The following is a 25952-nucleotide window of genomic DNA, read 5'->3' on the forward strand; positions in this document are numbered from 1 at the left end:
CACCGCCGTGTCGGGAAGTCGGGAAGTCGACAAAACGCTGAAGTGACCTCACTGGCTGCGGTATTCCAGGTGTACGCAGGTTGCGGGAGTGCGACGATGGGACTTATGGGGGACAAGGCGAGGCTGTTGGAAACACGTCGGCTTGTAGGAGCTCCCGGGAACGGGAGCGATCAGGACGACCAGGACCCGTCGTCGTACGGCTCGGGGGAGGGCTCTTCCCCCGAGACCGGCTGTGCCACCGAAGCTGCCGACCTGGAGCTGGAGACAGCACGCCGCCGCGCCGCCGAGTCCGGTGACCCCGCGTCCCTGAGCATGCTCGGCGCCCTGCTGCTGCGCCGCGGCGACCTGGACGGCGCCGAGCGCCATCTGCGTGCCGCCACCGCCGAGGGCGACCGTTCCGCGGCCAACAACCTCGGCGTCCTGCTGCACCAGCGCGGCTACGCCGACGAGGCCGCCACCTGGTGGCGGGTGGCCGCCGTCGCCGGCTCCGCCCCCGCCGCCCATGCGCTGGGCCGCTACCACCGCGAGCGCGGCGACGAGCCCGCGGCCGAGTACTGGCTGCGCCAGTCCGCCGAGTCCGGGCACGCCCTGGGCGCGTATGCGCTCGCCGATCTGCTGGAGCACCGCAGCGACGTGGGCGCCGAGCGCTGGTTCCGCTCCGCCGCCGAGCGGGGCCACCGGGAGGCCGCGTACCGCCTGGCGCGGATACTCGACGGCCGGGCGCCGGGCGCGCCGCCGCTGTCCGGCGGGCTCGCCGCGGGCCTCGGTCCGGCCACCGGCGCACGGCACGTCTCCGCAGGCGGCGGCGACACCTCCGTCCGTGACCTGCGCGCGGCGGCCGCGGGCGGCCGCCGCCAGGACGGGCCGGCCGGCGAGGCCGAGCAGTGGTACCGGCAGGCCGCCGCCCGCGGCCACCGGCGCGCCGCCCTGCACCTGGGCACCCTGCTGGAGGGGCGCGGCGAGACGCAGGAGGCCGCGCGCTGGTACCTGACCTCCGCCAAGGACGGCGAGCCGCGGGCCGCCTGCGCGCTGGGCTTCCTGCTGCGCGACGCGGGCGACTGCGACAGCGCCGCCATCTGGTGGCGCCGCGCGGCACAGGAGGGCGACGGCAACGCCGCCAACGCCCTGGGGGCCCTGCACGCGGACCGTGGCGAGCCGCAGCAGGCCGAGCGCTGGTACCGCGCCGCCCTGGACGCCGGCGACGTCAACGGCGCATACAACCTCGCCCTGCTCTGCGCCGAGCAGGGCCGCACGGCCCAGGCCGAGCAGTGGTACCGCCGCGCCGCCTACGCCGGGCACCGGGAGGCCGCCAACGCCCTGGCCGTGCTGCTGCTCCAGGGCGGCGACTCCGCGGGCGCCGAGCCCTGGTTCTCCAAGGCGGCCGAGGCGGGCAGCGTCGACGCCGCGTTCAACCTCGGCATCCTCTACGCCGGGCGCGACGAGGACCGCATGGCCTTCCAGTGGTACGAGCGGGCCGCCGCGGCCGGGCACGCGGACGCGGCTCTGCAGGTCGCCATGGCCCTGCTGCGGGACGGCGGGGCCGAGAACGCGGAGGAGGCCGAGCGCCATCTGCGCGTCGCGGTGCGCGGCGGCAGCGCCGAGGCGGCGTTCCGGCTGGGCGCGCTGCTCGACCGGGACGACGACACCCGTTTCGAGTGCGAGGAGTGGTACGAGCGGGCCGCCCGGCAGGGGCACCGGCGCGCCCAGGTGCGCCTGGGCATGCTGGTCGCCGAGCGGGGGGACGTGGTGCAGGCCGCCCACTGGTACCGCGAGGCCGCCGAGGCCGGCAGCCGCAACGGCGCCTTCAACCTCGGCCTGCTGCTCGCACGCGAGGGCAGCGAGCCGGAGGCGGCGATGTGGTGGGCCCGGGCCGCGGAGGCCGGGCACGGCCGGGCGGCGCTGCGGCTCGCCCTGCTGGCCGCGCGCCGCGGTGGCCTGGCCGAGGGCCAGATGTGGTGCGCGCGGGCGGTCGAGCTGGGCCCGCCCGAGGTCGCCGAGCGCGCGGCGCGGCTGCGGGACGCGCTGCAACAGGAGCTCACCGCGTAGGCGGACGTAAGCGGGTTCTTCACGGCATTTGCACGGGCGGTCACGGACGGGTTAAAGTGGGGTCAACGACGCGGGGTGGAGCAGCTCGGTAGCTCGCTGGGCTCATAACCCAGAGGTCGCAGGTTCAAATCCTGTCCCCGCTACTGTGTGCGAAAGGCCCGGATCCTTGAGGATCCGGGCCTTTCGTCATGCCGTGAAGCAGTTCGGGCAGATGCCGCGGTAGGTGACCTCGACCGCCGAGACCTGGAAGCCGAAGCGCTCGTCGGCGGGCAGGCCGGCCAGCAGGTCCCCGGCGGGGTGGACGTCGCGGATCGTGCCGCACCGCGAGCACACCAGGTGCTGGTGGGCGTGGTGGGCGTTGGGGTCGTAGCGCTTGGCGCGGCCGTCCGTGCTCACCTCGAGGACCTCGCCCAGGGAGACGAGCTCGCCCAGGGTGTTGTACACCGTCGCGCGCGAGATCTCCGGCAGCAGGTCGGCCGCCTTGGCGTGCACCTCGTCGGCCGTGTAGTGCACGTGGTCCCCGTCGAGCACTTCGGCGACGACGCGTCGCTGCGCGGTCAGCCGCCAGCCGCGGCCCCGGAGCCGTTCCAGCAGGTCACTCATGCCATTCACCTATCAGTCAGATAGGACCAGCGTAGCAGCGGCCCCTGTCCATCCATGGAATCAGTATTTGTCTTAGGCCCATCTTGACTTAGACAATGTCCAATGTAGGATCGGACTCGGCTCAGGCCACAGCAGACGACTGATGACGGAGGCGTACGTGACGGTGAACGGCGAGGCGGCAACGGCGGCGGGCCCGCTGACCACGGAGTCCGGTGCTCCTGTGGCCGACAACCAGAACAGTGAGACCGCGGGCCTCGGCGGCCCCGTCCTCGTGCAGGACCAGCTCCTGATGGAGAAGCTCGCGCACTTCAACCGTGAGCGGATCCCGGAGCGCGTCGTGCATGCCCGCGGCGCCGGTGCCTACGGCACCTTCACCGTGACGGCGGACGTCAGCCGCTGGACCCGGGCGAAATTCCTCTCCGAGGCCGGCAAGCAGACGGAGACGTTCCTGCGCTTCTCCACCGTCGCCGGCAACCTCGGCTCGGCCGACGCGGTGCGCGACCCGCGTGGCTTCGCGCTGAAGTTCTACACCGAAGAGGGCAACTACGACCTCGTCGGCAACAACACCCCGGTGTTCTTCATCAAGGACGCCATCAAGTTCCCCGACTTCATCCACACCCAGAAGCGCGACCCGTACACCGGCTCGCAGGAGGCGGACAACGTCTGGGACTTCTGGGGTCTGTCGCCCGAGTCCACCCACCAGGTGACCTGGCTCTTCGGTGACCGCGGCATCCCGGCCACACTGCGCCACATGAACGGCTACGGCTCGCACACGTACCAGTGGAACAACGAGGCCGGCGAGGTCTTCTGGGTCAAGTACCACTTCAAGACCGACCAGGGAATCAAGAACCTCACCACCGAAGAGGCCGTCCAGCTCTCCGGCATGGACCCCGACAGCCACCAGCGCGACCTTCGCGAGTCCATCGAGCGCGGTGACTTCCCGTCCTGGACCGTGCAGGTGCAGATCATGCCGGCGGACGAGGCGGCGGCCTACCGCTTCAACCCGTTCGACCTCACCAAGGTGTGGCCGCACGAGGACTACCCGCCGATCGAGATCGGCAAGCTGGAGCTGAACCGCAACCCCGACAACGTCTTCGCCGAGGTCGAGCAGTCGATCTTCTCGCCGGCGCACTTCGTGCCGGGCATCGGCCCGTCCCCCGACAAGATGCTGCAGGGCCGGCTCTTCGCCTACGGCGACGCCCACCGCTACCGCGTCGGCATCAACGCCGACCACCTGCCGGTCAACCGCCCGCACGCCACGGTGGCCCGTACGAACAGCCGTGACGGCTACGCCTACGACGGCCGCCACGGCCGCGCCAAGAACTACGAGCCCAACAGCTTCGGCGGCCCCGCCGAGACCGGTCGGCCGCTGTGGCAGCCGACACCGGTCACCGGCTATACGGGCAACGACGCCGCTCCCTCGCACGCCGAGGACAACGACTTCGTCCAGGCGGGCAACCTCTACCGGCTGATGTCGGAGGAGGAGAAGGAGCGCCTGATCGCCAACCTCGCCGGCTTCATAGCCAAGGTGTCGCGCGACGACATCGCCGAGCGGGCGATCAACAACTTCCGCCAGGCGGACCCCGACTACGGCAAGCGGCTGGAAGCCGCGGTCCAGGCCCTGCGCGGCTGAAAGCCACTGGACGCTTGCCGTACATACCGGAGAGGCCGGACGCCAATGGGCTCCGGCCTCTCCGGCCGTCCTACGCCGGGACCGCGCGGGCGCGGTCCCGGGCCGGCAGCCAGCAGCGGATGATGTCGCGCACCGACACCACGCCCACCGCCTCGCGCTCGTCCAGGACGATCAGGTGCCGGAACTCGCCGCGGGACATGGCGGCGGCGGCCTCCTCCAGGGTCCACTCGGGCGCCGCGAAGACGACGTCCGTGGTGGTGTGGCCGTGGGCGGTCTCGCGGTCGGGGTCATGGCCCGCCCCGACCGCGTTGAGTATGTCGCGTTCGGTGAGGATGCCGAGGCCTCCGGCGTCGGGGTCGAGGACGACCGCCGCGCCGATCCTGCGCGCGGACATCAGCCGTGCTGCCTGGCGGAGGGTGTGTGCGGGGCCGATGGTCAGGACCACCGTGCTCATGGCGTCGCGGACGAGCATGGCAGTGAGCCACCTCCTTGGAGGACTGCGGGTCAGTCCCGGAACCGTGAACTCCGCCCGCTCGGCGGCGTGCGGGAGTTCACAAGTTCACAAGCGTCGGGGCTGTCAGCGTCGCACGCCACGGAGGGGGTGAACAAGGGTTGCGCAGCGCTGGATTTTGCCGAATTTTTACGACTGCCTGGTGGGTTTAAGGCCGTTACTGCCGCAGATAGCTGAGCAGCTCGTCGTGCAGCAGTCCGTTCGACGCGGCGGCGTTCCCGCTGTGCGGCCCCGGCCGCCCGTCCAGGCCGGTGAAGCGGCCGCCGGCCTCCTCGACGATGACGACGTTCGCCGCCATGTCCCACAGCGACAGCTCCGGCTCCGCACAGATGTCCACCGATCCCTCGGCCACCATCATGTACGGCCAGAAGTCGCCGTAGCCCCGCGTCCGCCAGCAGTCGCGCGTCAGGTCCAGGAAGCCCGGCAGCATCCCGCGCTCCTCCCAGCCCGTCAGGGAGGAGTAGGCGAACGACGCGTCGTCGATCCGGCCCACCCGCGAGACCTGCAGCCGCGACGCCGAGGTCAGGCTGCGCCCGGTGTAGGCGCCCGAGTCCTTCGCCGCCCACCACCTGCGGCCCAGCGCCGGCGCGGACACCACGCCGACGACGGGCCGGAAGCCGCCCTCTCCCTGCACCATCAGCGAGATCAGCGTGGCCCACACCGGCACGCCGCGCACATAGTTCTTCGTGCCGTCGATCGGGTCGATCACCCAGCGGCGCGGGCCCATGCCCTCGCTGCCGAACTCCTCGCCCAGCACGGCGTCGCGCGGCCGGGCGCGCTGCAGATGACCACGGATCAGTTCCTCGGCGGTCTTGTCCGCCTCGCTCACCGGGGTCATGTCCGGTTTGGTCTCGACCTTCAGGTCGAGGGCCTTGAACCGGTCCATGGTGGCCGCGTCGGCGGCATCCGCCAGGACGTGGGCCAGCCGCAGATCATCGTGGTAGTCGGACATGCCACGCACACTACCCGCGGTGACCAGGTCACGCGCGCCGCGACCTGCCGGGGCTCTTGACAGCGTCTGGCGCTGCGTCAATCCTGTGGCCTGGCCACCACCGTCGTGCGGCCGTACGGCCGGGGAGGCGACGATGCCCGCGGCACGAGAACTCCTACTGGACGCGGCCTTCAGCGCGCTCGGCTCCCGGCCCTGGCACGGGGTCCGAATGGTCGACGTCGCCGCGGCGGCCGGCGTCTCCCGGCAGACCCTCTACAACGAATTCGGCAGCAAGGACGGCCTCGCGCGCGCCCTGGTGCGCCGCGAGGCGGACGCCTTCCTCGTCGGCGTGCAACGCTCCCTCGCCGAGACCCTCGCCGGCGGTGGAGCCGACGCCGCGGACTGCTGCGCCGCCGCTGCCCTGTGGACGCTGCGCACGGCACGCACCAATCCCTTCGTCCGGGCCGCGCTCACCGGCTGCCGGGGCGACCGGCTCCCGCCCGCGGCGGCGCCTCCCTTACCGCCCCCGCGCACACCGCGCGACGCGCGCCCCCTGCGGGGCGGCCCCACGCCGGGGGCACTGGTCGAGCGGATACGTGACAGCGCCCTCGGCGCCCTCGGTGCGGTCGGTGCGCTCGGCGGGGCGGCGCCGCAGCAGACCCCGGCGGGCACCGACGGCACGCGCCGGGCCTGCGAAGCCGCCGTCCGGCTGACGCTGTCCTATGTCGTCGCCCCGGCCGCTACGGACGAGGAGGCGGCGCGCGACGTCGCCCGCCTCGTACGCGCCCTGACGGGGCAGCAGGTCAGTGGGCCGAGCCCGACAGCTGGAGCCCGATGACCCCGACGATCACGAACCCGATCGAGACGAGCTTGAGGGTCGAGACGAGATCCCCCAGGAAGGCCATGCCGTAGATCGCCGTCCCGGCCGCGCCGATGCCCGTCCACACGGCGTAGGCCGGCCCCACGTCGAGCTTTTTCAGAGACAGCGTCAGCAGCCCGAAGCTGCCGAGCGCGAAGGACGCGAAGGCGATCGTGGGCCAGAGGCGGGTGAAGCCGTGCGAGAGCTTGAGACAGACGGCGAAGCCGGTCTCCAGAAGTCCGGCGACCACGACCAGCAGCCACGCCATCAGATTGCCTCCCGTTCCGCGGACCGCCGTCTGCCCCGGTGTGCTCTTCATGCCCTTGCCGCCGGCGGTCACTCGCAAACGTAGGCGATCAGTCGCCCTCGCGCCGCTCCCTGGTCGCCAGCAGTCGGCGCAGGGAGTAGAGCCGCTGCGGGTCGGCGTGGCCGTCCGCGACCCACTGGTCCAGCGCGCAGTCCTTCTCGTCGTGGCTGCACGCGCGCGGGCAGCCTTCCGTGCCGGGCTCCAGGTCCGGGAAGGCGTGGATGACCCGCGAGGGGTCGACGTGGTGCAGCCCGAAGGACCGCACGCCCGGGGTGTCGATGACCCAGCCGCTGCCGTCCGGCAGCGGCAGCGCCAGCGCGGAAGTGGTGGTGTGACGGCCGCGGCCGGTGACCGCGTTGACATGGCCGGTGGCCCGCTGCCGCTCCACGAGCGCGTTGACCAGAGTGGTCTTGCCGACGCCGGAGTGCCCGACGAACGCCGTGATCCGGCCCGCGAGCTTCTCGCGGACCCGTTCGGCGGCGGTGCCCTCGGCCAGCTCCTCCCGGCTGGTCACCACATAGCGGATGCCGAAGGAGCCGTAGGACTCCATCAGCTTCTCCGCCGGAGCGAGGTCCGACTTCGTCAGCACGAGCAGCGGCTCCAGCCCCGCGTCGAACGCCGCGACCAGGCAGCGGTCGATCAGGCGCGGGCGCGGCTCGGGGTCGGCGAGAGCCGTCACGATCGCCAGCTGGTCGGCGTTGGCGACGACCACCCGCTCGTACGGATCGTCGTCGTCGGCCGTTCGGCGCAGCACGGACCTGCGCTCCTCGACCCGGACGATGCGGGCGAGGGTGTCCTTGGCGCCGCTGAGGTCGCCGACGACCGCGACGCGGTCGCCGACCACGGCCGACTTGCGGCCCAGCTCGCGCGCCTTCATCGCGACGATGGCGCGGTCCTCGATGAGGACGTGCAGCCTGCCGCGGTCCACGGTCAGCACAAGGCCCTCGGCGGCGTCCTCGTGCTTGGGCCTGATGGTCGTACGGGGGCGGTTGCCCTTGCGGTTGGGGCGGACGCGGACGTCGTCCTCGTCGGGGTTCTTGCCGTAGCGGCGCATGGTGCTTCCAGGGTCTCTCAGCTTCTCGGCGCCGTCGTCGCCCCCGCGACGGAGCCGAGCATCCCGGTCCACAGCTCCGGGAAGTCGGGAAGGGTCTTGGCCGTGGTGGCCACGTTCTCCACCTCGACACCGTCGACGGCCAGGCCGATGACGGCGGCAGCGGTGGCCAGCCGGTGGTCCTCGTAGGTGTGGAAGACACCGCCGTGCAGGGCGCGCGGGCGGATGCGCAGGCCGTCCTCGGTCTCGCTGACGTCGCCGCCGAGCTCGTTGATCTCCTTGGCCAGGGCAGCCAGCCGGTCGGTCTCGTGCAGCCGCAGGTGGGCGATGCCGCGCAGGACGGACTCGGAGTCGGCCAGGGCCGCGACCGCCGCGATCACCGGGGTCAGCTCGCCGACCTCGTGCAGGTCGGCGTCGATGCCGGTGATGCGCCCGGTGCCGGTGAAGGTCAGGCCGGCTTCGGTGAGCTCGCAGCTGCCGCCCATGGCGGTGAAGATCTCGCGGAGCGCGTCGCCCGGCTGGGTGGTGCGCTCGGGCCAGTCCGGGACGGTGACCTTGCCGCCGGTGACCAGGGCCGCCGCCAGGAAGGGGGCGGCGTTGGACAGGTCGGGCTCGACGACCAGGTCTCGGCCCAGGAGCGCGCTGGGGGAGACCCGCCAGACGTTCGGCTCGCCGCCGGACTCGGGGGTGTCGACCTGCGCACCGGCCGCCCGCAGCATGTCCACGGTCATCCGGATGTGCGGCAGCGACGGCAGGGCGGCGCCGACGTGGCGGACCTCGACGCCCTGGTTGAAGCGCGGGGCGGACAGCAGCAGCGCACTGACGAACTGGGAGGACGAGGACGCATCGATCTCCACCGTGCCGCCGTCCAGCGCCCCGGCGCCGTGCACGGTCAGGGGCAGCGCGCCGCGGTCGTTGTCGTCGATGCGGGCGCCCAGTACGCGCAGCGCGTCGATCACGCCGTGCAGGGGCCGCTCGTAGCTGCGCGGGTCGCCGTCGAAGCGGACCGGGCCGTCGGCCAGCGCGGCGACGGGAGGCAGGAAGCGCATGACGGTGCCGGCGTTGCCGACGTCGACGGTGGCCGGGCCGTGCAGCCGGGCGGGGATCACCCGCCAGGCCTCACCCGTGCCGTCGGGGCCGTCCGCGACGGAGGAGCTGGACGACACGGTCTCCTCGATGCCGACGCCCATGGCGCGCAGTGCCTCGGCCATCAGGACGGTGTCGCGCGAGCGCAGCGGGCGGCGCAGCCAGCCCGGCTCGGCGGCCAGGGCGGCCAGGACCAGGCCCCGGTTGGTGACCGACTTGGATCCGGGCACGGTCACCGTCGCGTCGACGGCACCGGTCGCGAGGGGGGCGGGCCAGAGGTCGGTGTGCGCGGGGCTCTCGGTCATGCCCTTACCTTACTGAGGTTCTCCTCGTGGTTCGGTCCGGGAAGACCGTGGAAGGACCGCGGAAGGGCCCCGGCAGGCCCCGGCGCGTACGGTCACAGCCCCAGCAGCCAGCGGCCGCCGCCGGTCAGGGAGCACAGCGACACCACATGGAACAGCCCCAGCCACACCACGGGGGGCACGTTCGTCAGCCGTGCCAGCTGGTCGGCGTCGGAGTCCGGGGCGCCCCCGTGCCGCCGCTTGCGCTGCAGCTCGAACGCGGGCCGTACGCCGCCCAGGAGCAGGAACCACACCACCCCGTAGGCGAACGCCGCCTGCACTCCGGGCCCCGCCAGCCAGGACACCAGCACGAACGCGGCCCCGGCGAGCACCACGGTCAGTGCCCCGTAGGCGTTGCGGATCATCACCAGCATCGCCGCGAGCAGGGCCGCCGCGCCCCACAGCAGCGCGGTGATGTGCCCGGCGGCCAGCAGCCAGGCTCCGGCCAGGCCCAGCAGGGAGGGGGCGGTGTAGCCGGCGGCCGCGGTGAGGATCATGCCGGGACCGGTGGGCCTGCCGCGCGAGACGGTCAGCCCGGAGGTGTCGGAGTGCAGCCGGATGCCGTCCAGGGTCCGGCCGCTGAGCAGGGCGACGAGCGCGTGGCCGCCCTCGTGGGCGATGGTGATGGCGTTACGGGTCAGGCGCCAGATGCCGTGCGGGGTGATTGCGGCGAGGGCGACGACGGCGGTGACGGCGACGAGCCATGCCGAGGGGTGGGGCTGGGTACCGAAGACGCGATTCCAGAGGTCGTTGGCGGTGGTGCTGTTGTCCATCTGTGAGCCGCTCCTTGCGTCTTCGTGGCAGTGTGGCACTCATGTGCGGGCGATATGCGGCGAGCCGGCGGCCGGAGGATCTGGCCGGGCTCTTCGGGGTGGAGAAGTGGGAACCGGAGGAGACGCTTGCTCCGGATTGGAACGTGGCGCCGACGAAGAGCGTCTACGCGGTGCTCGAGCGTCCTGTGAAAGACGCCGCGGACCGGCGTCCGGTTCGTCAGCTGCGGCCCCTGCGGTGGGGACTGGTGCCCTCGTGGGCGAAGTCACCGGAGGGCGCGGCGAAGATGATCAACGCCCGGTCGGAGACGGTCCACGAGAAGCCGTCCTTCCGCCGGGCCTTCGAGGCCCGCCGCTGCCTGCTCCCCGCGGACGGCTACTACGAGTGGGTCACCGGTGCGCAGGAGCGGGAGCTGGAGGAGAAGGGACGCCGTAAGCGGACCCGTAAGCAGCCGTACTTCGTCACCCCCGCCGACGGATCGGTGATGGCCCTGGCCGGGGTGTACGAGTTCTGGCGCGACCCGACGCTGCCGCCCGACCACCCGCAGGCCTGGTGGGCGACATGCTCGGTCCTCACCACCGAAGCGGAGCCCGAGCCGTTCGCCGGGGCGGACGCCGCCGGGACCGGCCCCCGGTCGCTGGCGGAGATCCACCCCAGGATGCCGCTGGTGCTGCCGCCGGACCGGTGGGCGGTGTGGCTGGACCCGGCACACACGGACCCGGCGGAGCTGCGGTCGCTGCTGGCGCCCCCGCCCCCCGGGCTCGTCCGGGCGTACCCGGTCACGACCGCGGTCAGCGACGTCCGCAACAACGGCCCCGAGCTGCTGACCGAGCTGCCGGCGCCGGAGGAGTCGACGCTGTTCTGAGCGGCGGGCGCCGCCGGGCGCGGCAGGATGGAGGCGTGACGACAAAGATCGCAGAGACGGTGCAGGACGTGCTGACCCCCGCCGGGGACGCCCGCGTCCACTGGTACCTCGCGCCCGACGCCCGCCTCGTGCTCGCTCTGGGGCACGGCGCGGGCGGGGGAGTCGAGGCCCGCGACCTCCGGGCGCTGGCGGCCGTACTGCCCGCTCAAGGGGTGAGCGTCGCCCTCGTCGAGCAGCCGTGGCGCGTCGCCGGCAAGCGGGTGGCGCCCGCGCCCAAGGCGCTGGACGAGGCATGGCGCGCCCTGTGGCCCGCGCTCGCCGCCCCCGGGCTGCCCGTCGTGGCCGGCGGCCGCAGTGCGGGGGCCCGCGTCGCCTGCCGCACCGCCGGCGCCCTGGGAGCCGCCGCGGTGCTGGCGCTGAGCTTCCCGCTGCACCCGCCGGGCAAGCCGGAGAAGTCCCGCGCCGAGGAGCTGACCGGAGCCGGCCTGCCCACCCTGGTGGTGCAGGGCGCCCGGGACCCGTTCGGGCGGCCCGAGGAGTTCCCGGCCGGGACCGGAGCCGTCGTGGTGCCGTACGCGGACCACGGCTTCGCGGTGCCGAAGAAGGCGGACGTCACCCAGGAGGAGGCGCTGCGCGTGATCACGCACGCGGTCGAGAACTGGCTCAAGGGGCTCTGAAACGCACGCGAACCACAGGCGGAGCGGCGGGGAATGATCCAAGCGGCGCCGCTGTTGTCCGGTCTGTAGTCACGTACCGGCACAGACGAAGGAATGGGAGCTTCCCGCATGGGTTCGATCGCTTGCCCGTCCCGCCCGCAGACGGCCGACCTCGGATGGGCGGCCATGGGCGTGGCCCAGCCGGCCGTGGCTGGAGCGGCGGTCGCACCGGATCGTCGTCTATTCTCCGATTCGAGCGGGTCCGGTTCGGGTGCCGCCATGGTGTTGGAGGAGGTGGGTCCGGTCACTGGGACCGACACGGGGGCCGATGACAGCCAGAAGCGAGGACCCGTCGCAGGCGCAGCGAGCGCGGAGGGCGCCGAGACCACGCCGGAGCGCAATGCCCGCTTCGAGCGCGACGCGCTGACCTTCCTCGACCAGATGTACTCGGCCGCGCTGCGCATGACGCGCAACGCAGCCGACGCCGAGGACCTGGTACAGGAGACGTACGCCAAGGCGTACGCGTCCTTCCACCAGTTCCGTGACGGTACGAACCTCAAGGCCTGGCTGTACCGCATCCTGACCAACACGTTTATCAACTCGTACCGCAAGAAGCAGCGCGAGCCGCTGCGCAGCGCCTCCGAGGAGATCGAGGACTGGCAGCTCGCGCGTGCCGAGTCGCACATGTCGACCGGGCTGCGCTCCGCCGAGTCCCAGGCGCTCGACCATCTCCCCGACTCCGATGTCAAGGAGGCCCTCCAGGCCATTCCCGAGGAGTTCCGCATCGCGGTCTACCTCGCGGACGTCGAGGGCTTTGCGTACAAGGAGATCGCGGACATCATGGGTACCCCCATCGGCACGGTGATGTCCCGGCTGCACCGGGGCCGTCGTCAGCTGCGCGGACTGCTGGAGGACTACGCCCGCGAGCGCGGTCTGGTCCCGGCCGGGGCCGCCCCCGCGCCGAACGGTTCCGACGAGTCGCACAATCGGAAAGGCTCGGACTCATGAGCTGCGGAGACCCGCACGAGACGGACTGCTCTGAAGTCCTCGGTCATCTTTACGAATTCCTCGATCACGAGATGCCGGACGGCGAGTGCGCCAAATTCGAGGTGCACATCGACGAGTGCTCGCCGTGCCTGGAGAAGTACGGCCTGGAGCAGGCGGTGAAGAAGCTCGTCAAGCGCTGCTGCGGCCATGACGACGTGCCGGCCGACCTCCGCTCGAAGGTCATGGGCCGCATCGAGCTGATCCGTTCCGGGCAGGCGGTGCCGGAGCAGGACGTGGTGGCCGAGGCGAAGGCGGCGGAGGCCGCCGCGCAGCAGGACTGATCCACTGATCCAAACCACCGTACCGGGGAACGTCACCCGAACGGACGGTGCAATACCCGCAAGGCCGTTTTCCGGCCGCCTCTGAGCCTATTCTCCCCATCCAGACGCCATGTCCAAGGGTCGGGGAGGACGCGACATGTGGGCACTTCCGGCGGTGGCGCGCGTGTATATCGCGTGCGCCGTGCTCGCCGCCGCGGTGTGCGCCGTGCCCGCTGTGAGGGACGCGCCGGCCGTCCCCTGGGGTGCGGTCGCGGTGCTCGCGGGCGTCTGCGTGGCCTGCGAACGGATGCCGCGCTGCCCGCTCACGCTGCCGGTGCTGCTCGCCGGGGCGTTCCTGTTGCCGCCGGGCGCCGCCGGGCTCGTCGCGGTGCCGGGCGCCCTCCTGGGGCGGGTCGGCCGGCGGCCCGTGTGGGTACGGCGGCTGTGGCACGCGGCCCAGTTCTCGCTCGCCACGACCGCGGCCTCCTGCGTGTACAACCTGGGCGCCCCCCGCCTCGTCCCGGCCCCGGCTTTCCCGTACGCCCTGCTCCCGGCGCTCGCCGCGGCCCTGGTCCTCACCCTCGTCGTCACCGCCCTCGACGGCGGGGTGCTCGTCACCGCCGAGGGGCGTTCCCCGCGCACCGCCTGGCGCGGCCCGCTGCCGGACGCCCTCGTGCCCCCGCTGGTGCACGGCCCGACGGGCCTGATGACGGCCGTGCTGTGGCACAGCTCGTACGGCCCCCCGGTGGCGCTGCTGGTGCTGCTGCCCATGGCCGTCTCCTCCCGGGTCCTCGAGCGCTGCCGCCGCGAGCGCGCCGCGCACCAGGCCACGGTCCGCGCGCTCGTCCAGGCCGTCGACCTCAAGGACCACTACACCCGCGGCCACAGCGAGCGCGTCGGCCGGGCCTCCGTGCTGATCGCCCGGGAGCTGGGCATCAGCGGCGACCGCCTCGAAGCGCTCCGCTTCGCCGGCACTCTGCACGACGTCGGCAAACTCGGCGTCCCCACCCGCCTGTTGCGCAAGGACGGCCCCCTCACGCCCGAGGAGCGCCGCATCATCGAGCTGCACCCCGAGTACGGCCACGAGATGGTCCGCGGCATCGGCTTCCTGGAGGAGGCGCGCGCGGCGATCCTCCACCACCACGAGCGCCTGGACGGCAGCGGCTATCCCTATGGGCTGATGGGCGGACAAATCCCCGAGTTCGCCCGGGTGGTGGCCGTGGCGGACGCCTTCGACGCCATGACCTCCACCCGCAGCTACAGCCGTGCCCGCCCGGTCTCCGTCGCCCTGGCCGAACTCCACCGCTGCTCCGGGACCCAGTTCGACCCCCGCATGGTGGCCGCGCTCGCGCGGGCGCTCGACCGCCACGGCTGGCGCCCCGCGGCGGGCGCCCCACCCGAGCTCGCCGCCGCCCCGCCCCTTCCCGTGACCGGAGGCTCCGCCGCGGGCCCACCGGGACCGCGGAGCGCGCCGTCCCCTGCCGCGCTCAGCCGAAACGTCCCTGTTGATCACTGCCGGGCGGCCGCGGATGAATAGAAGGCCGCTCGTCCGCGGCGTGCACGCCACCGCCGCCGCGGCCGCCGTCGCCGCCCTGGTGTGGACCGCCTGGCGCGGCGTCGAGCAGCCCCACGTGGCGCTGGCCTACGGGGTGCTCATCGCCCTGGGGGAGGCCGCCCGGCGCCGGCCCCGGGCCTCCGCCGGAATCCGGGAGACGGCCCCCGTCGGCTCCGCCGGGACGCTCGCCTACGCCCTGCTCGGCGAGGTGGGCGGCGAACCCACCTCGCACGGCGCCCCGCAGGTCGTCGCCGTCGTCCTCGGCGCCACCCTGGCCGGGGCGGTGGGACGGCCCCCCGCTCTGGACCGGCTCGCCCGCCGGGTCCTGAACGCCGGGTTCGCCGCCGTCTGCTTCCAGCCGTTGCACACCTCCGGCACGCTCGGCCGGTGGCCGGCCCACAGCCCCTGCTACGCGCTGTTCCTGCTCCTCCTCCTCGCCCTGACCGCCCTGTGCGACGCCGTCCTCGCCGCCGCGCTCGCCCGCGCCCGCACCGGTGGCCGCTACGGGCCCGCCCTGCGCGAGGAACTGCGCGCGCTGCCCGGCATCGGCTCGGCGATCGGGGCCACCGGCGTGGTGATGGCCCTGGCCGTGGCCGCGGCCGGCCTCTGGGCGCTGCCCGTGTTCTGCCTGCCGCTGCTGGTCACGCAGCTGTCCATCCACCGCTACGAGGCCGTACGGGCCACCCGCCGCCAGACCGTCGCCTCCCTGGCCCGTACCACCGAGATCGCCGGGTACACCCCCGCCGGGCACGCCCGCCGCGTGGCCACCCTCAGCCGGGCGGTCGGCCGGGAGCTGGGTCTGTCCGGCGCGGACCTCACCGTGGTGGAGTACGCGGCCCTGATGCACGACATCGGCCAGCTCTCCCTCCTCGACCCCGTGCCCGCCGGTGCGACCGAACCGCTGCCCGCCGAGCAGCGCCGCCGCATCGCCCTGCTGGGCGGCGCCGTGGTGCGCCAGACCGGCGTGGACCCCGAGGTCGCACTGGTGGTCGAGCGGCAGGCGGACCCGTACCGGGAGCAGCCGGTCACCGCCCGGATCGTCCGCACCGTCAACGCCTACGACGACCTGGCCGGCGACCCGGCGTGCGGCCCGCTGCGCGCGCTGGAGCGGCTGCGTCTGGCGACCGCGTACGACCACGAGCCCCGGGTGGTGGAGGCGCTCGCGACGGTGCTCGCGCGCGGCGGCTCCGCCCCGCCGGACCTGTAGAAGTCGGGCGAATCGGGACTGGCCCGCCGAACCCACGGGTAATGAGCGGGCGTCCGAAGGGGCATGGTTGGATGCGAAGAGACGAAGAGAATGGCGAGAATGCGGAAATCGGGGGGTGTCGTGCGCGCTCGCGTCGGCAAGGAGGTGTGGTGGGCGCCGCTCCCCGAAGCAGTCGAGGAGTGGCAGGGCGCCGTCCGTGCGGACGGTGGCCGTCACCCGGTCCATCCGGCGTGGTCGCACGCAGAAACCGGCAGGCGGGAATCGTGAGGATCTTCGGCAAGGTACGGCACCGGCCTTCCGCCTCGTGGCGGCAGGCCACCGACCGTGCCTTCACTCTCATCGGCGACGGCCGGTACGAGGACGCGGGCGCGCTGCTGACGCGCGCGGCCGACATGGAGCCGTGGCTGTCCGAGTCGTGGTTCAACCTGGCGCTGCTGCACAAGTTCCGGCACGACTGGGAGCAGGCCCGCGCCGCCGGCCTGCGGGCCGTGGCACTGCTGGACCGTGAGACGGGCGCCCCCGACTGGTGGAACGTCGGCATCGCCGCCACGGCCTTGCAGGACTGGCCGCTGGCCCGCCGCGCCTGGCAGGCGTATGGGCTGCGGGTACCCGGCGAGGGCGGCCCGGCCGCCGAGCCCGTGGGCATGGAGCTCGGCAGCGCGGCCGTACGGCTCTCCCCGGAGGGGGAGGCCGAGGTCGTCTGGGGCCGCAGGCTCGATCCGGCGCGCATGGAGGTCCTCTCCATCCCGCTGCCGTCCTCCGGCCGCCGCTGGGGCGAGGTGGTGCTGCACGACGGCGTCCCGCACGGCGAGCGCGTGACCGCCGCCGGGCCGTCCTACCCCGTCTTCGACGAGATCGAGCTGTGGGCCCCCTCGCCCGTCCCGACCTGGGTCGTCCTGCTGGAGGCCGCCACGGAGGCCGACCGGGACGCCCTGGAGCGGCTCGCGGCCGACGCGGGTTTCGCCGCCGAGGACTGGTCCTCGTCCGTGCGCCTGCTGTGCCGTACGTGCTCGGAGAGCCGGATGCCCAGCGACGAGGGCGACGGCGAGCACCTCGACCCGCACGACCACAGCGAGCCCGGCCACCCCGGCCCACTGGGCCACCGCACCGCCGGCACCGGCTCGGGCTCCCTGTGGGTGCCCGAGCGCGAATGCGGCATCGCGGCGCCCGCCGGGCTGGTGCGCGGCCTGCTCGACGGCTGGGTCGCCGACAGCCCCGACACCCGTGAGTGGCGGGATCTCGAAGAGGTCTGCTGAGGGGCAAGCCGTCGTCCCCTTACCCTGTATGAACCCTGTAGATAACGTTTTCGGGTTTGTGAGAGAGGCATACGGCGGCATGGCGCAGCAAGACACGGATCAGCCGGTGAACGACGAGACGAACGAGTCGGCCGCAACCAGCGAGTTCATCGTGGACACCGAGGACTGCGAGGCTCGTGAGCTCGCACACCGTGAGCGTGGCACCTCCCGCCCGATCACCGTCGTCGGCAACCCCGTCCTGCACAAGGAGTGCAAGGACGTGACCGAGTTCGACGGAGGGCTCGCGCAGCTCATCGACGACATGTTCGCCAGCCAGCGCACCGCCGAGGGCGTCGGCCTGGCCGCGAACCAGATCGGCGTCGACCTCAAGGTCTTCGTCTACGACTGCCCCGACGACGAGGGCGTCCGCCACGTCGGCCACGTCGTGAACCCCGTCCTCGACGAGGTGCCGGCCGGTCTGCGCGTCCTGGACGACTCCAACGAGGGCTGCCTGTCGGTTCCGACCGCCTACGCGTCGCTGGCGCGCCCCGACTACGCGGTGGTGCGGGGCCAGGACATGCACGGCAACCCGATCGCGGTCGAGGGCACCGGGTACTTCGCGCGCTGCCTGCAGCACGAGACGGATCACCTGTACGGGTATCTGTACATCGACCGGCTGTCTAAGCGGGACCGCAAGGACGCGCTGCGGCAGATGGCGGAGGGGACGCCGCGGTACCCGGTCGTCGCGAACGACTGAGTTCTCCCGGGGCTCCGCCCCTTGTCCTCAAGCGCCGGACGGGCTGGAAATCCAGCCCGTCCGGCGCTTGAGGACAAGGGGGATGGGCAACGCGCGCGCGGCACGCGCCCATCGTAGGGACTACGGCCGGTTCTTCCGCTGCAGCTCGTCGCGCAGGGCCTCCTCGCGGGCCGCGTCCTCCGGCGGGAGGATGTCGGCGGGGAAGTCGGACGGCTCGAAGATCTGCCGCACCTCGACCTCCCCGTCCTGGAAGGGAACGCGCCGGGCCCACTCCAGGGCCTCGTCCCGGTCCTTGACCTGGATGATCCAGAAGCCCGCGATGAGCTCCTTCGTCCCGGCGAAGGGCCCGTCGGTCACAGTGCGCCTGCCGCCCGAGTACGAGATCCGGGCGCCCTTGGACGAGGGCTGCAGGCCGTCGCCCGCGAGCATCGCACCGGCCTTGACCAGCTGTTCGTTGTACTGCCCCATCTCGGCGATCATCTCTTTGGTCGGCAGTGCGCCGGCCTCGGAGTCCTCCGTCGCCTTGACGATCATCATGAAGCGCGGCATAACGACATCTCCCGTTCGATCGGTAGGTGGGCTGTTTCCCAGCCTTCACCTGTACGTCGAACGGGAGCCGTCGGAACCGACGTGTCGCGCGATGTTTTTCAGCGTGTTTTTTTAGAACTCGTCGTCGAAGGAGACCGAGCCCTCGACCGCCGTCTGGTACGCGGACGCGCGGCGCTCGAAGAAGTTGGTCAGCTCCTGGACGTTCTGCAGCTCCATGAAGGAGAAAGGGTTCTCCGAGCCGTAGACCGGGGCGAAGCCCAGGCGCTGCAGACGCTGGTCGGCCACGCACTGCAGGTACTCGCGCATGGACTCGGTGTTCATGCCCGGCAGGCCCTCGCCGCACAGGTCACGGCCGAACTGCAGCTCCGCCTCGACGGCCTCCTTCAGCATGTCGGTGACCTGCTGCTGGAGCTCGTCGTCGAAGAGCTCGGGCTCCTCCTGGCGGACGGTGTCCACGACCTCGAACGCGAAGTTCATGTGCATGGTCTCGTCGCGGAAGACCCAGTTGGTGCCGGTCGCCAGGCCGTGCAGCAGGCCGCGGCTGCGGAACCAGTACACGTAGGCGAAGGCCCCGTAGAAGAACAGGCCCTCGATGCAGGCGGCGAAGCAGATCAGGTTGAGCAGGAAGCGACGGCGGTCGGCCTTCGTCTCCAGCCGGTCCAGCTTCTCGACCTCGTTGATCCACTTGAAGCAGAACTGGGCCTTCTCGCGGATGGAGGGGATGTTCTCCACCGCGTCGAACGCCGCGGCGCGGTCGTCCGGGTCGGGCAGGTAGGTGTCCAGCAGCGTCAGATAGAACTGGACGTGCACGGCCTCCTCGAAGAGCTGCCGCGACAGGTACAGCCGCGCCTCGGGGGAGTTGATGTGCTTGTACAGCGTCAGGACCAGGTTGTTGGCCACGATCGAGTCGCCGGTCGCGAAGAACGCGACCAGGCGGCCGATCATGTGCTGCTCGCCCGGGGAGAGCTTGGCGAGGTCGGCGACGTCCGAGTGGAGGTCGACCTCCTCCACGGTCCAGGTGTTCTTGATCGCGTCGCGGTAGCGGTCGTAGAAGTCCGGGTACCGCATCGGACGCAGCGTCAGCTCGAAGCCCGGGTCCAGCAGGTTCTTCTGCGGGTTGGTGGTCATTACTGGCAGGCCTCGCAGGACTCGGGGTTCTCAAGGGAGCAGGCGATGGCGTCCGCGTCGGACGCGGCCTGCTGGACGGGGATGGCGGCCGCGGGGACGGTGGCGGCGGCACCTGCCGACCGGGCGATCCGGGTCGCCGGGCGGGAGCGCAGGTAGTACGTCGTCTTGATGCCCTGCTTCCAGGCGTACGCGTACATCGAGCTGAGCTTGCCGATGGTGGGCGAGGCCATGAAGAGGTTCAGCGACTGGCTCTGGTCCAGGTACGGCGTACGGGCCGCGGCCATGTCGATCAGGAAGCGCTGCGGGATCTCCCAGGCGGTGCGGTACAGGTCGCGCACCTCCTGCGGGATCCACTTCAGGTCCTGGATCGAGCCGTTGGCGTCGGTCATCGCGTCACGGGTGGTGCGGTCCCACACGCCGAGCTTCTTGAGGTCCTCCACCAGGTAGGTGTTGACCTGCAGGAACTCACCGCTGAGCGTCTCGCGCTTGAAGAGGTTGGAGACCTGCGGCTCGATGCACTCGTACACGCCCGCGATCGAGGCGATGGTCGCCGTCGGCGCGATCGCCAGCAGCAGCGAGTTGCGCATGCCGACCGAGGCGATGCGGGCGCGCAGCGCGTCCCAGCGGTCCGCCCAGCCCGGCACGGCGTTGGGGTAGTGGTCCGGGTGCAGTACGCCGCGGGCGGTGCGGGTCGCGGACCAGGCCGGGTGCGGGCCGTGCCGCTCGGCGAGGTCGGCCGAGGCCTCGTACGCCGCGAGCATGATCCGCTCGGAGATGCGGGTGGAGAGCTCCTTCGCCTCGGGGGAGTCGAAGGGCAGGCGCAGGCGGAAGAAGACGTCCTGCAGACCCATCAGGCCCAGACCCACCGGGCGCCAGCGGTTGTTGGAGTTGCCGGCCTGCTCGGTCGGGTAGAAGTTGATGTCCACGACACGGTCGAGGAACGTGACGGCCGTACGGACCGTACGGTCGAGCTTCTCCCAGTCCATCCGGCCGTCGGCGCCCAGGTGCTGCGCCAGGTTGACGGAGCCCAGGTTGCAGACCGCGGTCTCGCCGTCGTCGGTGACCTCGAGGATCTCGGTGCAGAGGTTCGAGGAGTGGACGACCTTGCCCTTTTCGGCCGTCTGGTTGGCGGTGCGGTTGGCGGCGTCCTTGAACGTCATCCAGCCGTTGCCGGTCTGCGCGAGGGTACGCATCATGCGGGAGTACAGGACCCGCGCCGGGATCTGCTTGACGGCCTTGCCGTCGGCCTCGGCCTTGCGGTAGGCGGCGTCGAACTCGTCACCGTAGAGGTCGACCAGCTCGGGCGTGTCGGCCGGGGAGAACAGCGACCAGTCGGCGTCGGCCTCGACGCGGCGCATGAACTCGTCCGGGATCCAGTGCGCGGTGTTCAGGTTGTGGGTGCGGCGGGCCTCCTCACCGGTGTTGTCGCGGAGCTCCAGGAACTCCTCGATGTCCGCGTGCCAGGTCTCCAGGTAGACGCAGGCCGCGCCCTTGCGCCGGCCGCCCTGGTTGACGGCCGCGACGGAGGCGTCGAGGGTGCGCAGGAACGGCACGATGCCGTTGGAGTGACCGTTGGTGCCGCGGATGAGCGAGCCGCGCGAGCGGATGCGGGAGTACGACAGGCCGATGCCGCCCGCGTGCTTCGACAGGCGCGCCACCTGGTGGTAGCGGTCGTAGATCGAGTCCAGCTCGTCCAGCGGCGAGTCCAGCAGGTAGCAGGACGACATCTGCGGGTGGCGGGTGCCGGAGTTGAAGAGCGTGGGGGAGGACGGCAGGTAGGAGAGCGTGCTGGTGAGCCCGTAGAGCTCGGCGACGTCCTCCAGGGCCCGCACGGAGTGGTCCTCGGCCAGGCCGCAGGCCACGCGCAGCAGGAAGTGCTGCGGGGTCTCGATCACACTGCGGGTGATCGGGTGGCGCAGCAGGTAGCGGCTGTGCAGGGTGCGCAGGCCGAAGTAGCCGAAGCGGTCGTCGGCGCCGTCGGCGAGGGCGGCCGCCACGAGGGCGTCCAGGCGCTCGGAGTGGGTGGCCACGAAGGCGGCGGTCCCGTCCGCGATCAGGCCCTCGCGGTGGCCCACGGCGACCGAGGCGGAGAAGGAGGTCGCGCCCTGGCCGGCCGCCTCGTCGGCGATGGCCCGGGTGAGCAGCCGGGCCGCGAGCCTGGAGTACTCGGGCTCCTCGGCGATGAGGCCGGCGGCGGCCTCGGTGGCGAGGGAGCGCAGCTCGGCCTCGTCCGAACCGGGGTGCCGGCCGCGCAGCGCGGCGGCGGCGACCTTGCCCGGGTCGGTGGCGGGCAGATCGGCGGTGAGATCGGTCAGGGTGCGCAGCAGCGCGGTCCCGGGGCCGGTCGCTTCCGCGTTCGCTGAAACCGGATCTGCGGGCGCGATGGTCACGTGTGGCTCTCCCTCGCTCGGCTGGGGTGGGCCGGGCGGGTGCGCGCGACGGTCGCGTACGGGCATGCCACTTGCACCAGGGCACAGCTCGTAGGCGTCCGTCGGCCCAACCGCGGGGCCCGGACGAATTCAACGCCCATAGCCGAGCCCAGGGCAGGCTCGGTGGTGGACGCGCTGTCGGCAGGTCCTCGGACTTCGGGTGCGCTGTGTATATGCGCACACATACACCGTTGCGGGACAGTTCCGGATTTCCACCGGATTCCCCTGCGACGACAGCGAGCACGAGCATACATCTAGTGCCGGGCCTCGTACGCGCCCCCACATGTTGTGTCGTCCCGTCATGAAGCGGTTGCGGAATGTGCTAACGGGCGGGCCCTGCAGGGTAAGAGAGGAGGGCCGCCACGCCCCCTGGGCGGGGATGTGACGGCCCTCCGGGAGGGGGGACGGGTCAGTGCCCGCCGGGGGCTCCCACGGTGGCCGGGGGGAGGTCCGTACGGACGCCGGGGTCGCCGGCGTCGGCGGTGTAGTCCGACGGCCGGGTCCGGTCGACGCCGTCCGGCACCTTCAGTGCCCTGAGGACGAACGTCGCCACGATGACGACGATCACATTGAGGAGGAAGGCGGTGAGGCCGATGTACCCCTTCTCGCCGATGAGGGGAATGAGGTTGGTATTCCCGAAATGATCCTGGGTGGCGCTCGGCGTCTCGTATGCCCGCCACGTCCCGTACGTCATGCCGGCCGCCCACCCCGCGAGCAGCGCCCAGCGGTGGCACCAGCGGGTGAAGAGGCCGCCGACGAGCGCCGGGACGGTCTGCAGGATCCAGATGCCGCCCAGCAGCTGGAAGTTGATGGCGACCGTTTTGTCCATGGTCAGGACGAAGACGAGGGCGCCGACCTTGACGAGCAGGGAGGCGAGCTTGGAGACCTTCGCCTCGTGTTCGGGCGAGGCGTCCGGCTTGATGAAGTCCTTGTAGATGTTGCGGGTGAACAGATTCGCGGCGGCGATCGACATGATCGCGGCCGGAACGAGCGCGCCGATGCCGATCGCCGCGAAGGCCACCCCCGTGAACCAGTCGGGGAACATGTCCTCGAAGAGCTGCGGAATCGCCAGCTGACCGTTCTTGACCTTCACCCCGGCGGCGACGGCCATGAAGCCGAGCATGGCCAGCAGGCCCAGCATCAGGGAGTAGAGGGGAAGAATGGTGGTGTTGCGGCGGATGACATTACGGCTCCTGCTGGAGAGGACCGCGGTCACCGAGTGCGGATACAGGAACAGCGCCATCGCCGATCCGAGTGCGAGTGTGGCGTAGGACCACTGCGCCTGTGCGCCGGGAACGAGTGAGCCGCGTGGTTTGCCGGTGGCCGGATTCTCGGCCGCGAACGCGTCACCCGCCTTCGCGAAGATGTGGTCGAAGCCGCCGAGCTTGATCGGGATGTAGACGATCGCCACGATGATCACGATGTAGATCAAGGTGTCCTTGACGAACGCGATCAACGCGGGCGCGCGCAGCCCCGAGGAATAGGTGTAGGCCGCGAGCACGCCGAAGGCGATGAGCAGGGGCAGGTCCTTCACGAACCAGTTGGTGTTCTCGCCGCCGCCGACGCCCATCACATCCAGAACGGCCTGGATGCCGACCAGTTGCAGCGCGATGTACGGCATGGTGGCGAGAATTCCCGTCAGCGCCAGGGCGAGCGAGAGGCCCTTGGAGCCGAACCGGCCCCGGACGAAGTCCGAGGAGGTCACATAGCCGTGCTTGTGCGAGACCGACCACAGCCGCGGCAGGAAGGTGAACACCAGCGGGTAGCACAGGATGGTGTACGGCACCGCGAAGAAGCCCGCCGCGCCGCCCGCGTAAATGGCGGCCGGAACGGCCACGAACGTATAGGCGGTATAGAGGTCGCCGCCCAGCAGGAACCAGGTGACCCAGGTACCGAAGGAGCGGCCGCCCAGGCCCCACTCGTCGAGATTGTTCGCGTTCTCCGCACGCCGCCACTTCGAGGCCAGAAAGCCCATGACGGTCACGGCGAGGAAGAAGATGATGAAGACGGTGAGTGCCACACCGTTCACGCCGTCCTTCACCGGGACTCACCCCCCGCCGCTTCCCGCGTCCGCCGCTCGTGGCGGCGGACTATGACGTAGGCGGCGACGGTGAGCAGCGTCGAAAGGACGACCCACAGCATCTGGTACCAGTAGAAGAAGGGAATGCCGATGAAGGCCGGGGTGAGACGGGAGTAGGAGTCGACCCAGAGCATCGCCGCGAAGGGCACCGCCAGGCACACGCCGGCGATGATCAGCGGCACGGTGACGACCGGTCTGCGGCCGTTTCCGGGTGGTTGCGCGGGTGGTTCAGACATGCGTGACTCCGTCCCCTGTGCGATCACGTGCGTAATGCGCAGGAAATCTAGGGGAGGGCGCCTCGGGACGTCACCCCCTATCCGCATATCGGAATGACAACGTCAGACGGTGCCGGTTCCGCTTGTCCCCGCGAGGAACTCGGCCGCGGCCTGCCCCGATACGCGGGTGGCGCCGTACGTCGCCACGTGCACGGCGCCGGGCGTGGCGGCGGTGGGGACGCCCATCTCGACGACGACCGCGTCGGGCCGCTCGCCCAGGAGACGGCCGAGGGCGTCGGCCATCCAGGCGTGCCGGGCGGCGTCGCGGACCACGACGACCAGGGGGCGCCCGGTGGCCGGGGCGAGCGCGGTGCGGCCCAGCAGGCCGGCGTCACGGGCGAGTTCGCGCTGGGTCAGCCGTACCGACGTGGCGGCGGGCCGCAGTTCGCGCAGGGGCGCGGCCACACCCCAGGGGGTCTGCCGGTCGATGGCGAGGGTGGAGGCGGGGGCGAACTCGACGACGTGCGGGTCGGCGCCCAGGGGGAGGGCACCGGCCGGCGGCCCGACGACGCGCAGGGCGCGCCGGGCGGCACTGAGCCCGATGCCGGAGCGTACGCCGTCCCCGGCCGTACGGGCCCTGAACCGCTCCCCGGACCAGGTGGCGAACTCCGCGACCCGGCCGGCCGCCTCGGCCAGGCGCTCCTCCGGCAGCGTGCCGTCGTGAACGGCCCCGGCCAGCGCGGCCGTCAGCTGTTCGGTCACCGCTTCCGCCGCGCTCTCGCCGCCGACGCACACGGCGTCCGCGCCGCCCGCGACGGCCCCCACGGTCGCGCCGTCGATGCCGTAGCGCGAGGTCACGGCGCTCATCTCGATGCCGTCGGTGACGATGAGCCCGTCGAAGCCCAGCTCGGTGCGCAGCAGGCCGGTCAGGATGCGCCGGCTGAGGGTCGCGGGGAAGCCGGGGTCGAGGGCGGGGACGAGCAGGTGGCCGGTCATCACGACGCGTACGCCCGCTTCGATCGCGGCGACGAAGGGCGGCAGGGCGGTCACCGCGATCTCGGCGGCGGAGGCGGCGACGGTGGGCAGGTCGTGGTGGGAGTCGACGGCCGTGTCGCCGTGGCCGGGGAAGTGCTTGGCGCAGGCGGCGACCCCCGCCGACTGCAGTCCGCGCACCCAGGCCGCGGTGTGCCGGGCCACCAGCGCGGTGTCGGAGCCGAAGGACCGCACGCCGATGACGGGATTGCGGGGGTTGGAGTTGACGTCGGCGCTGGGCGCGTAGTCGAGGGTGACGCCGGCCGCGTGCAGCTCCCGGCCGGTGTCCTGGGCGACCGACTCGGTCAGCGCGGTGTCGTCGACCGCGCCCAGGGCGAGGTTGCCGGGGCGCGAGGCGCCGGTCCAGGCCTCCAGCCGGGTGACGTCGCCCGCCTCCTCGTCGATGGCGATGATCAGGTCGGGGTTCTCGGCGCGGAGGGCGGAGGTGAGCCGGGCGACCTGTTCGGGCGTGGAGATGTTGCGTCCGAAGAGGACGACGGAGGCGAGGCCCTCGTCGGCGATCCGGCGGCGGACCCAGTCGGGGGCCGTCGTGCCCTCGAACCCCGGCTGCAGCACCGCGTGGGTCAGCTGCGTGAGTTTCATGTGCGCCCCCTCCGGCCGGCACCGCACGGTGCCGCGCGCATGTCCGGTGCCCCGGTTGCCCGGACAGTCGGGATATTGGACTGTACCAATCAGGGTGTCAAGGACGCCGTGAATGCCTCTGAGCAGTCCAAATGGTCAGGCATGTAGCGGTGTTGATCGCGGCGTGGAGTGCGGTGTGGAGTGCGGGTGTTATCC

At 71.9% G+C, this 25952-nt stretch carries 24 protein-coding genes, 1 tRNA gene and 1 riboswitch; of the genes, 12 read left to right on the plus strand and 13 right to left on the minus strand.

The window, feature by feature from the left end; all coding sequences use genetic code 11:
* The first annotated feature begins 96 nt into the window (after nucleotides 1-96).
* On the plus strand, nucleotides 97-2046 hold the full coding sequence (locus AB0F13_RS02520) for a tetratricopeptide repeat protein (protein WP_362073843.1): 1950 nt from the start codon (nucleotides 97-99) through the stop codon (nucleotides 2044-2046).
* A gap of 69 nt (nucleotides 2047-2115) precedes the next feature.
* Nucleotides 2116-2189 (plus strand) — tRNA-Met (locus AB0F13_RS02525).
* A 43-nt stretch (nucleotides 2190-2232) separates the two neighbouring features.
* Here the strand turns inward: AB0F13_RS02525 and AB0F13_RS02530 are convergent.
* Nucleotides 2233-2649: a Fur family transcriptional regulator gene (locus tag AB0F13_RS02530; protein ID WP_362073845.1), complete on the minus strand. Its 417-nt coding sequence runs from the start codon at nucleotides 2647-2649 to the stop codon at nucleotides 2233-2235.
* 142 nt (nucleotides 2650-2791) lie between these two features.
* Here AB0F13_RS02530 and AB0F13_RS02535 point away from each other — a divergent pair, with 142 nt between their 5' ends.
* A complete protein-coding gene (locus AB0F13_RS02535; protein ID WP_362073848.1) occupies nucleotides 2792-4282 on the plus strand; it encodes a catalase in 1491 nt (496 codons plus the stop codon).
* Nucleotides 4283-4352: 70 nt separating this feature from the next.
* Here the strand turns inward: AB0F13_RS02535 and AB0F13_RS02540 are convergent, their stop codons facing one another.
* Entirely contained in the window at nucleotides 4353-4754 is a 402-nt protein-coding gene (locus AB0F13_RS02540) for a CBS domain-containing protein (RefSeq protein ID WP_362073851.1), read from the minus strand.
* Between the two features lie 196 nt (nucleotides 4755-4950).
* Nucleotides 4951-5745, minus strand: coding sequence for a histidinol-phosphatase (gene hisN / locus AB0F13_RS02545; RefSeq protein WP_362073859.1), 795 nt, complete (start codon nucleotides 5743-5745; stop codon nucleotides 4951-4953).
* A 133-nt stretch (nucleotides 5746-5878) separates the two neighbouring features.
* Between hisN and AB0F13_RS02550 the strand changes: the two genes are divergently transcribed.
* On the plus strand, nucleotides 5879-6562 hold the full coding sequence (locus AB0F13_RS02550; protein ID WP_362073862.1) for a TetR family transcriptional regulator: 684 nt from the start codon (nucleotides 5879-5881) through the stop codon (nucleotides 6560-6562).
* Here AB0F13_RS02550 and AB0F13_RS02555 read toward each other — a convergent pair.
* The 4 genes from AB0F13_RS02555 to AB0F13_RS02570 form a co-directional block, all read right to left on the minus strand.
* Nucleotides 6528-6851 (minus strand): multidrug efflux SMR transporter, encoded by a 324-nt coding sequence (locus AB0F13_RS02555; protein ID WP_362074486.1) that lies wholly within the window; start codon nucleotides 6849-6851, stop codon nucleotides 6528-6530. The genes AB0F13_RS02550 and AB0F13_RS02555 overlap by 35 nt on opposite strands.
* 88 nt (nucleotides 6852-6939) lie before the next feature.
* A complete protein-coding gene (rsgA, locus tag AB0F13_RS02560) occupies nucleotides 6940-7944 on the minus strand; it encodes a ribosome small subunit-dependent GTPase A (RefSeq protein ID WP_362073865.1) in 1005 nt (334 codons plus the stop codon).
* 17 nt (nucleotides 7945-7961) lie between these two features.
* The gene (gene aroA, locus AB0F13_RS02565; RefSeq protein WP_362073868.1) at nucleotides 7962-9332 is read right to left on the minus strand and encodes a 3-phosphoshikimate 1-carboxyvinyltransferase; all 1371 of its coding nucleotides are present in this window, start codon (nucleotides 9330-9332) and stop codon (nucleotides 7962-7964) included.
* Nucleotides 9333-9424: 92 nt separating this feature from the next.
* A complete protein-coding gene (locus AB0F13_RS02570) occupies nucleotides 9425-10141 on the minus strand; it encodes a M50 family metallopeptidase (RefSeq protein WP_362073871.1) in 717 nt (238 codons plus the stop codon).
* Nucleotides 10142-10182: 41 nt separating this feature from the next.
* On the opposite strand from AB0F13_RS02570, the gene AB0F13_RS02575 reads away from it, so the two are divergent.
* The 8 genes from AB0F13_RS02575 (at nucleotide 10183) to def (ending at nucleotide 17721) form a co-directional block, all read left to right on the plus strand.
* A complete protein-coding gene (locus AB0F13_RS02575; RefSeq protein WP_362073874.1) occupies nucleotides 10183-11004 on the plus strand; it encodes an SOS response-associated peptidase in 822 nt (273 codons plus the stop codon).
* 35 nt (nucleotides 11005-11039) lie between these two features.
* Complete coding sequence (locus AB0F13_RS02580; RefSeq protein ID WP_362073877.1) at nucleotides 11040-11681, plus strand: alpha/beta family hydrolase; 642 nt, start codon at nucleotides 11040-11042, stop codon at nucleotides 11679-11681.
* A gap of 108 nt (nucleotides 11682-11789) precedes the next feature.
* The gene (locus AB0F13_RS02585) at nucleotides 11790-12668 is read left to right on the plus strand and encodes a sigma-70 family RNA polymerase sigma factor (protein ID WP_362073880.1); all 879 of its coding nucleotides are present in this window, start codon (nucleotides 11790-11792) and stop codon (nucleotides 12666-12668) included.
* A complete protein-coding gene (gene rsrA, locus AB0F13_RS02590; protein ID WP_362073882.1) occupies nucleotides 12665-12988 on the plus strand; it encodes a mycothiol system anti-sigma-R factor in 324 nt (107 codons plus the stop codon). The genes AB0F13_RS02585 and rsrA overlap by 4 nt, the downstream gene beginning before the upstream one ends.
* Nucleotides 12989-13124: 136 nt before the next feature.
* Nucleotides 13125-14504, plus strand: coding sequence for an HD-GYP domain-containing protein (locus AB0F13_RS02595; RefSeq protein ID WP_362073885.1), 1380 nt, complete (start codon nucleotides 13125-13127; stop codon nucleotides 14502-14504).
* On the plus strand, nucleotides 14497-15729 hold the full coding sequence (locus AB0F13_RS02600) for an HD domain-containing protein (protein ID WP_362073887.1): 1233 nt from the start codon (nucleotides 14497-14499) through the stop codon (nucleotides 15727-15729). Before AB0F13_RS02595 ends, AB0F13_RS02600 begins: the two co-directional genes overlap by 8 nt.
* Nucleotides 15730-15992: 263 nt before the next feature.
* Nucleotides 15993-16985: a hypothetical protein gene (locus tag AB0F13_RS02605; protein ID WP_362073890.1), complete on the plus strand. Its 993-nt coding sequence runs from the start codon at nucleotides 15993-15995 to the stop codon at nucleotides 16983-16985.
* A 79-nt stretch (nucleotides 16986-17064) separates the two neighbouring features.
* On the plus strand, nucleotides 17065-17721 hold the full coding sequence (gene def, locus AB0F13_RS02610; RefSeq protein ID WP_362073893.1) for a peptide deformylase: 657 nt from the start codon (nucleotides 17065-17067) through the stop codon (nucleotides 17719-17721).
* Nucleotides 17722-17841: 120 nt separating this feature from the next.
* Here def and AB0F13_RS02615 read toward each other — a convergent pair whose 3' ends face one another.
* From AB0F13_RS02615 to AB0F13_RS02640, 6 genes are all read right to left on the minus strand, one after another.
* Entirely contained in the window at nucleotides 17842-18270 is a 429-nt protein-coding gene (locus AB0F13_RS02615; RefSeq protein WP_362073896.1) for a YciI family protein, read from the minus strand.
* A gap of 111 nt (nucleotides 18271-18381) precedes the next feature.
* Nucleotides 18382-19398 carry a ribonucleotide-diphosphate reductase subunit beta gene (locus tag AB0F13_RS02620; RefSeq protein WP_362073899.1) on the minus strand — a complete coding sequence of 339 codons (1017 nt, stop codon included), beginning with the start codon at nucleotides 19396-19398 and terminating at the stop codon, nucleotides 18382-18384.
* Nucleotides 19398-21788, minus strand: coding sequence for a ribonucleoside-diphosphate reductase subunit alpha (locus AB0F13_RS02625; protein ID WP_362073902.1), 2391 nt, complete (start codon nucleotides 21786-21788; stop codon nucleotides 19398-19400). Before AB0F13_RS02625 ends, AB0F13_RS02620 begins: the two co-directional genes overlap by 1 nt.
* 161 nt (nucleotides 21789-21949) lie before the next feature.
* Nucleotides 21950-22094: riboswitch (cobalamin riboswitch) on the minus strand.
* A 142-nt stretch (nucleotides 22095-22236) separates the two neighbouring features.
* Complete coding sequence (mctP, locus tag AB0F13_RS02630; RefSeq protein ID WP_362073905.1) at nucleotides 22237-23868, minus strand: monocarboxylate uptake permease MctP; 1632 nt, start codon at nucleotides 23866-23868, stop codon at nucleotides 22237-22239.
* Nucleotides 23865-24143: a DUF3311 domain-containing protein gene (locus AB0F13_RS02635; protein ID WP_362073908.1), complete on the minus strand. Its 279-nt coding sequence runs from the start codon at nucleotides 24141-24143 to the stop codon at nucleotides 23865-23867. The genes mctP and AB0F13_RS02635 overlap by 4 nt, the downstream gene beginning before the upstream one ends.
* Nucleotides 24144-24245: 102 nt before the next feature.
* Nucleotides 24246-25757 (minus strand): glycoside hydrolase family 3 protein, encoded by a 1512-nt coding sequence (locus AB0F13_RS02640; protein WP_362073911.1) that lies wholly within the window; start codon nucleotides 25755-25757, stop codon nucleotides 24246-24248.
* Between the last annotated feature and the right edge of the window lie 195 nt (nucleotides 25758-25952).

The organism is Streptomyces sp. NPDC026206 (genome assembly GCF_040638465.1).
Classification (GTDB): Bacteria; Actinomycetota; Actinomycetes; order Streptomycetales; family Streptomycetaceae; genus Streptomyces.

What these genes read in the sequence shown, in the direction of transcription:
- hisN (WP_362073859.1), bottom strand. Translation starts at nt 5,745, where the DNA reads ATGTCCGACTACCACGATGATCTGCGGCTGGCCCACGTCCTGGCGGAT.
- AB0F13_RS02520 (WP_362073843.1), top strand. Translation starts at nt 97, where the DNA reads ATGGGACTTATGGGGGACAAGGCGAGGCTGTTGGAAACACGTCGGCTT.
- AB0F13_RS02600 (WP_362073887.1), top strand. Translation starts at nt 14,497, where the DNA reads ATGAATAGAAGGCCGCTCGTCCGCGGCGTGCACGCCACCGCCGCCGCG.
- AB0F13_RS02530 (WP_362073845.1), bottom strand. Translation starts at nt 2,649, where the DNA reads ATGAGTGACCTGCTGGAACGGCTCCGGGGCCGCGGCTGGCGGCTGACC.
- AB0F13_RS02635 (WP_362073908.1), bottom strand. Translation starts at nt 24,143, where the DNA reads ATGTCTGAACCACCCGCGCAACCACCCGGAAACGGCCGCAGACCGGTC.
- AB0F13_RS02540 (WP_362073851.1), bottom strand. Translation starts at nt 4,754, where the DNA reads ATGCTCGTCCGCGACGCCATGAGCACGGTGGTCCTGACCATCGGCCCC.
- AB0F13_RS02575 (WP_362073874.1), top strand. Translation starts at nt 10,183, where the DNA reads ATGTGCGGGCGATATGCGGCGAGCCGGCGGCCGGAGGATCTGGCCGGG.
- AB0F13_RS02550 (WP_362073862.1), top strand. Translation starts at nt 5,879, where the DNA reads ATGCCCGCGGCACGAGAACTCCTACTGGACGCGGCCTTCAGCGCGCTC.
- AB0F13_RS02595 (WP_362073885.1), top strand. Translation starts at nt 13,125, where the DNA reads ATGTGGGCACTTCCGGCGGTGGCGCGCGTGTATATCGCGTGCGCCGTG.
- rsrA (WP_362073882.1), top strand. Translation starts at nt 12,665, where the DNA reads ATGAGCTGCGGAGACCCGCACGAGACGGACTGCTCTGAAGTCCTCGGT.
- AB0F13_RS02555 (WP_362074486.1), bottom strand. Translation starts at nt 6,851, where the DNA reads ATGGCGTGGCTGCTGGTCGTGGTCGCCGGACTTCTGGAGACCGGCTTC.
- def (WP_362073893.1), top strand. Translation starts at nt 17,065, where the DNA reads ATGGCGCAGCAAGACACGGATCAGCCGGTGAACGACGAGACGAACGAG.
- AB0F13_RS02640 (WP_362073911.1), bottom strand. Translation starts at nt 25,757, where the DNA reads ATGAAACTCACGCAGCTGACCCACGCGGTGCTGCAGCCGGGGTTCGAG.
- AB0F13_RS02620 (WP_362073899.1), bottom strand. Translation starts at nt 19,398, where the DNA reads ATGACCACCAACCCGCAGAAGAACCTGCTGGACCCGGGCTTCGAGCTG.
- AB0F13_RS02615 (WP_362073896.1), bottom strand. Translation starts at nt 18,270, where the DNA reads ATGCCGCGCTTCATGATGATCGTCAAGGCGACGGAGGACTCCGAGGCC.
- rsgA (WP_362073865.1), bottom strand. Translation starts at nt 7,944, where the DNA reads ATGCGCCGCTACGGCAAGAACCCCGACGAGGACGACGTCCGCGTCCGC.
- AB0F13_RS02570 (WP_362073871.1), bottom strand. Translation starts at nt 10,141, where the DNA reads ATGGACAACAGCACCACCGCCAACGACCTCTGGAATCGCGTCTTCGGT.
- aroA (WP_362073868.1), bottom strand. Translation starts at nt 9,332, where the DNA reads ATGACCGAGAGCCCCGCGCACACCGACCTCTGGCCCGCCCCCCTCGCG.
- AB0F13_RS02585 (WP_362073880.1), top strand. Translation starts at nt 11,790, where the DNA reads ATGGGTTCGATCGCTTGCCCGTCCCGCCCGCAGACGGCCGACCTCGGA.
- AB0F13_RS02535 (WP_362073848.1), top strand. Translation starts at nt 2,792, where the DNA reads ATGACGGAGGCGTACGTGACGGTGAACGGCGAGGCGGCAACGGCGGCG.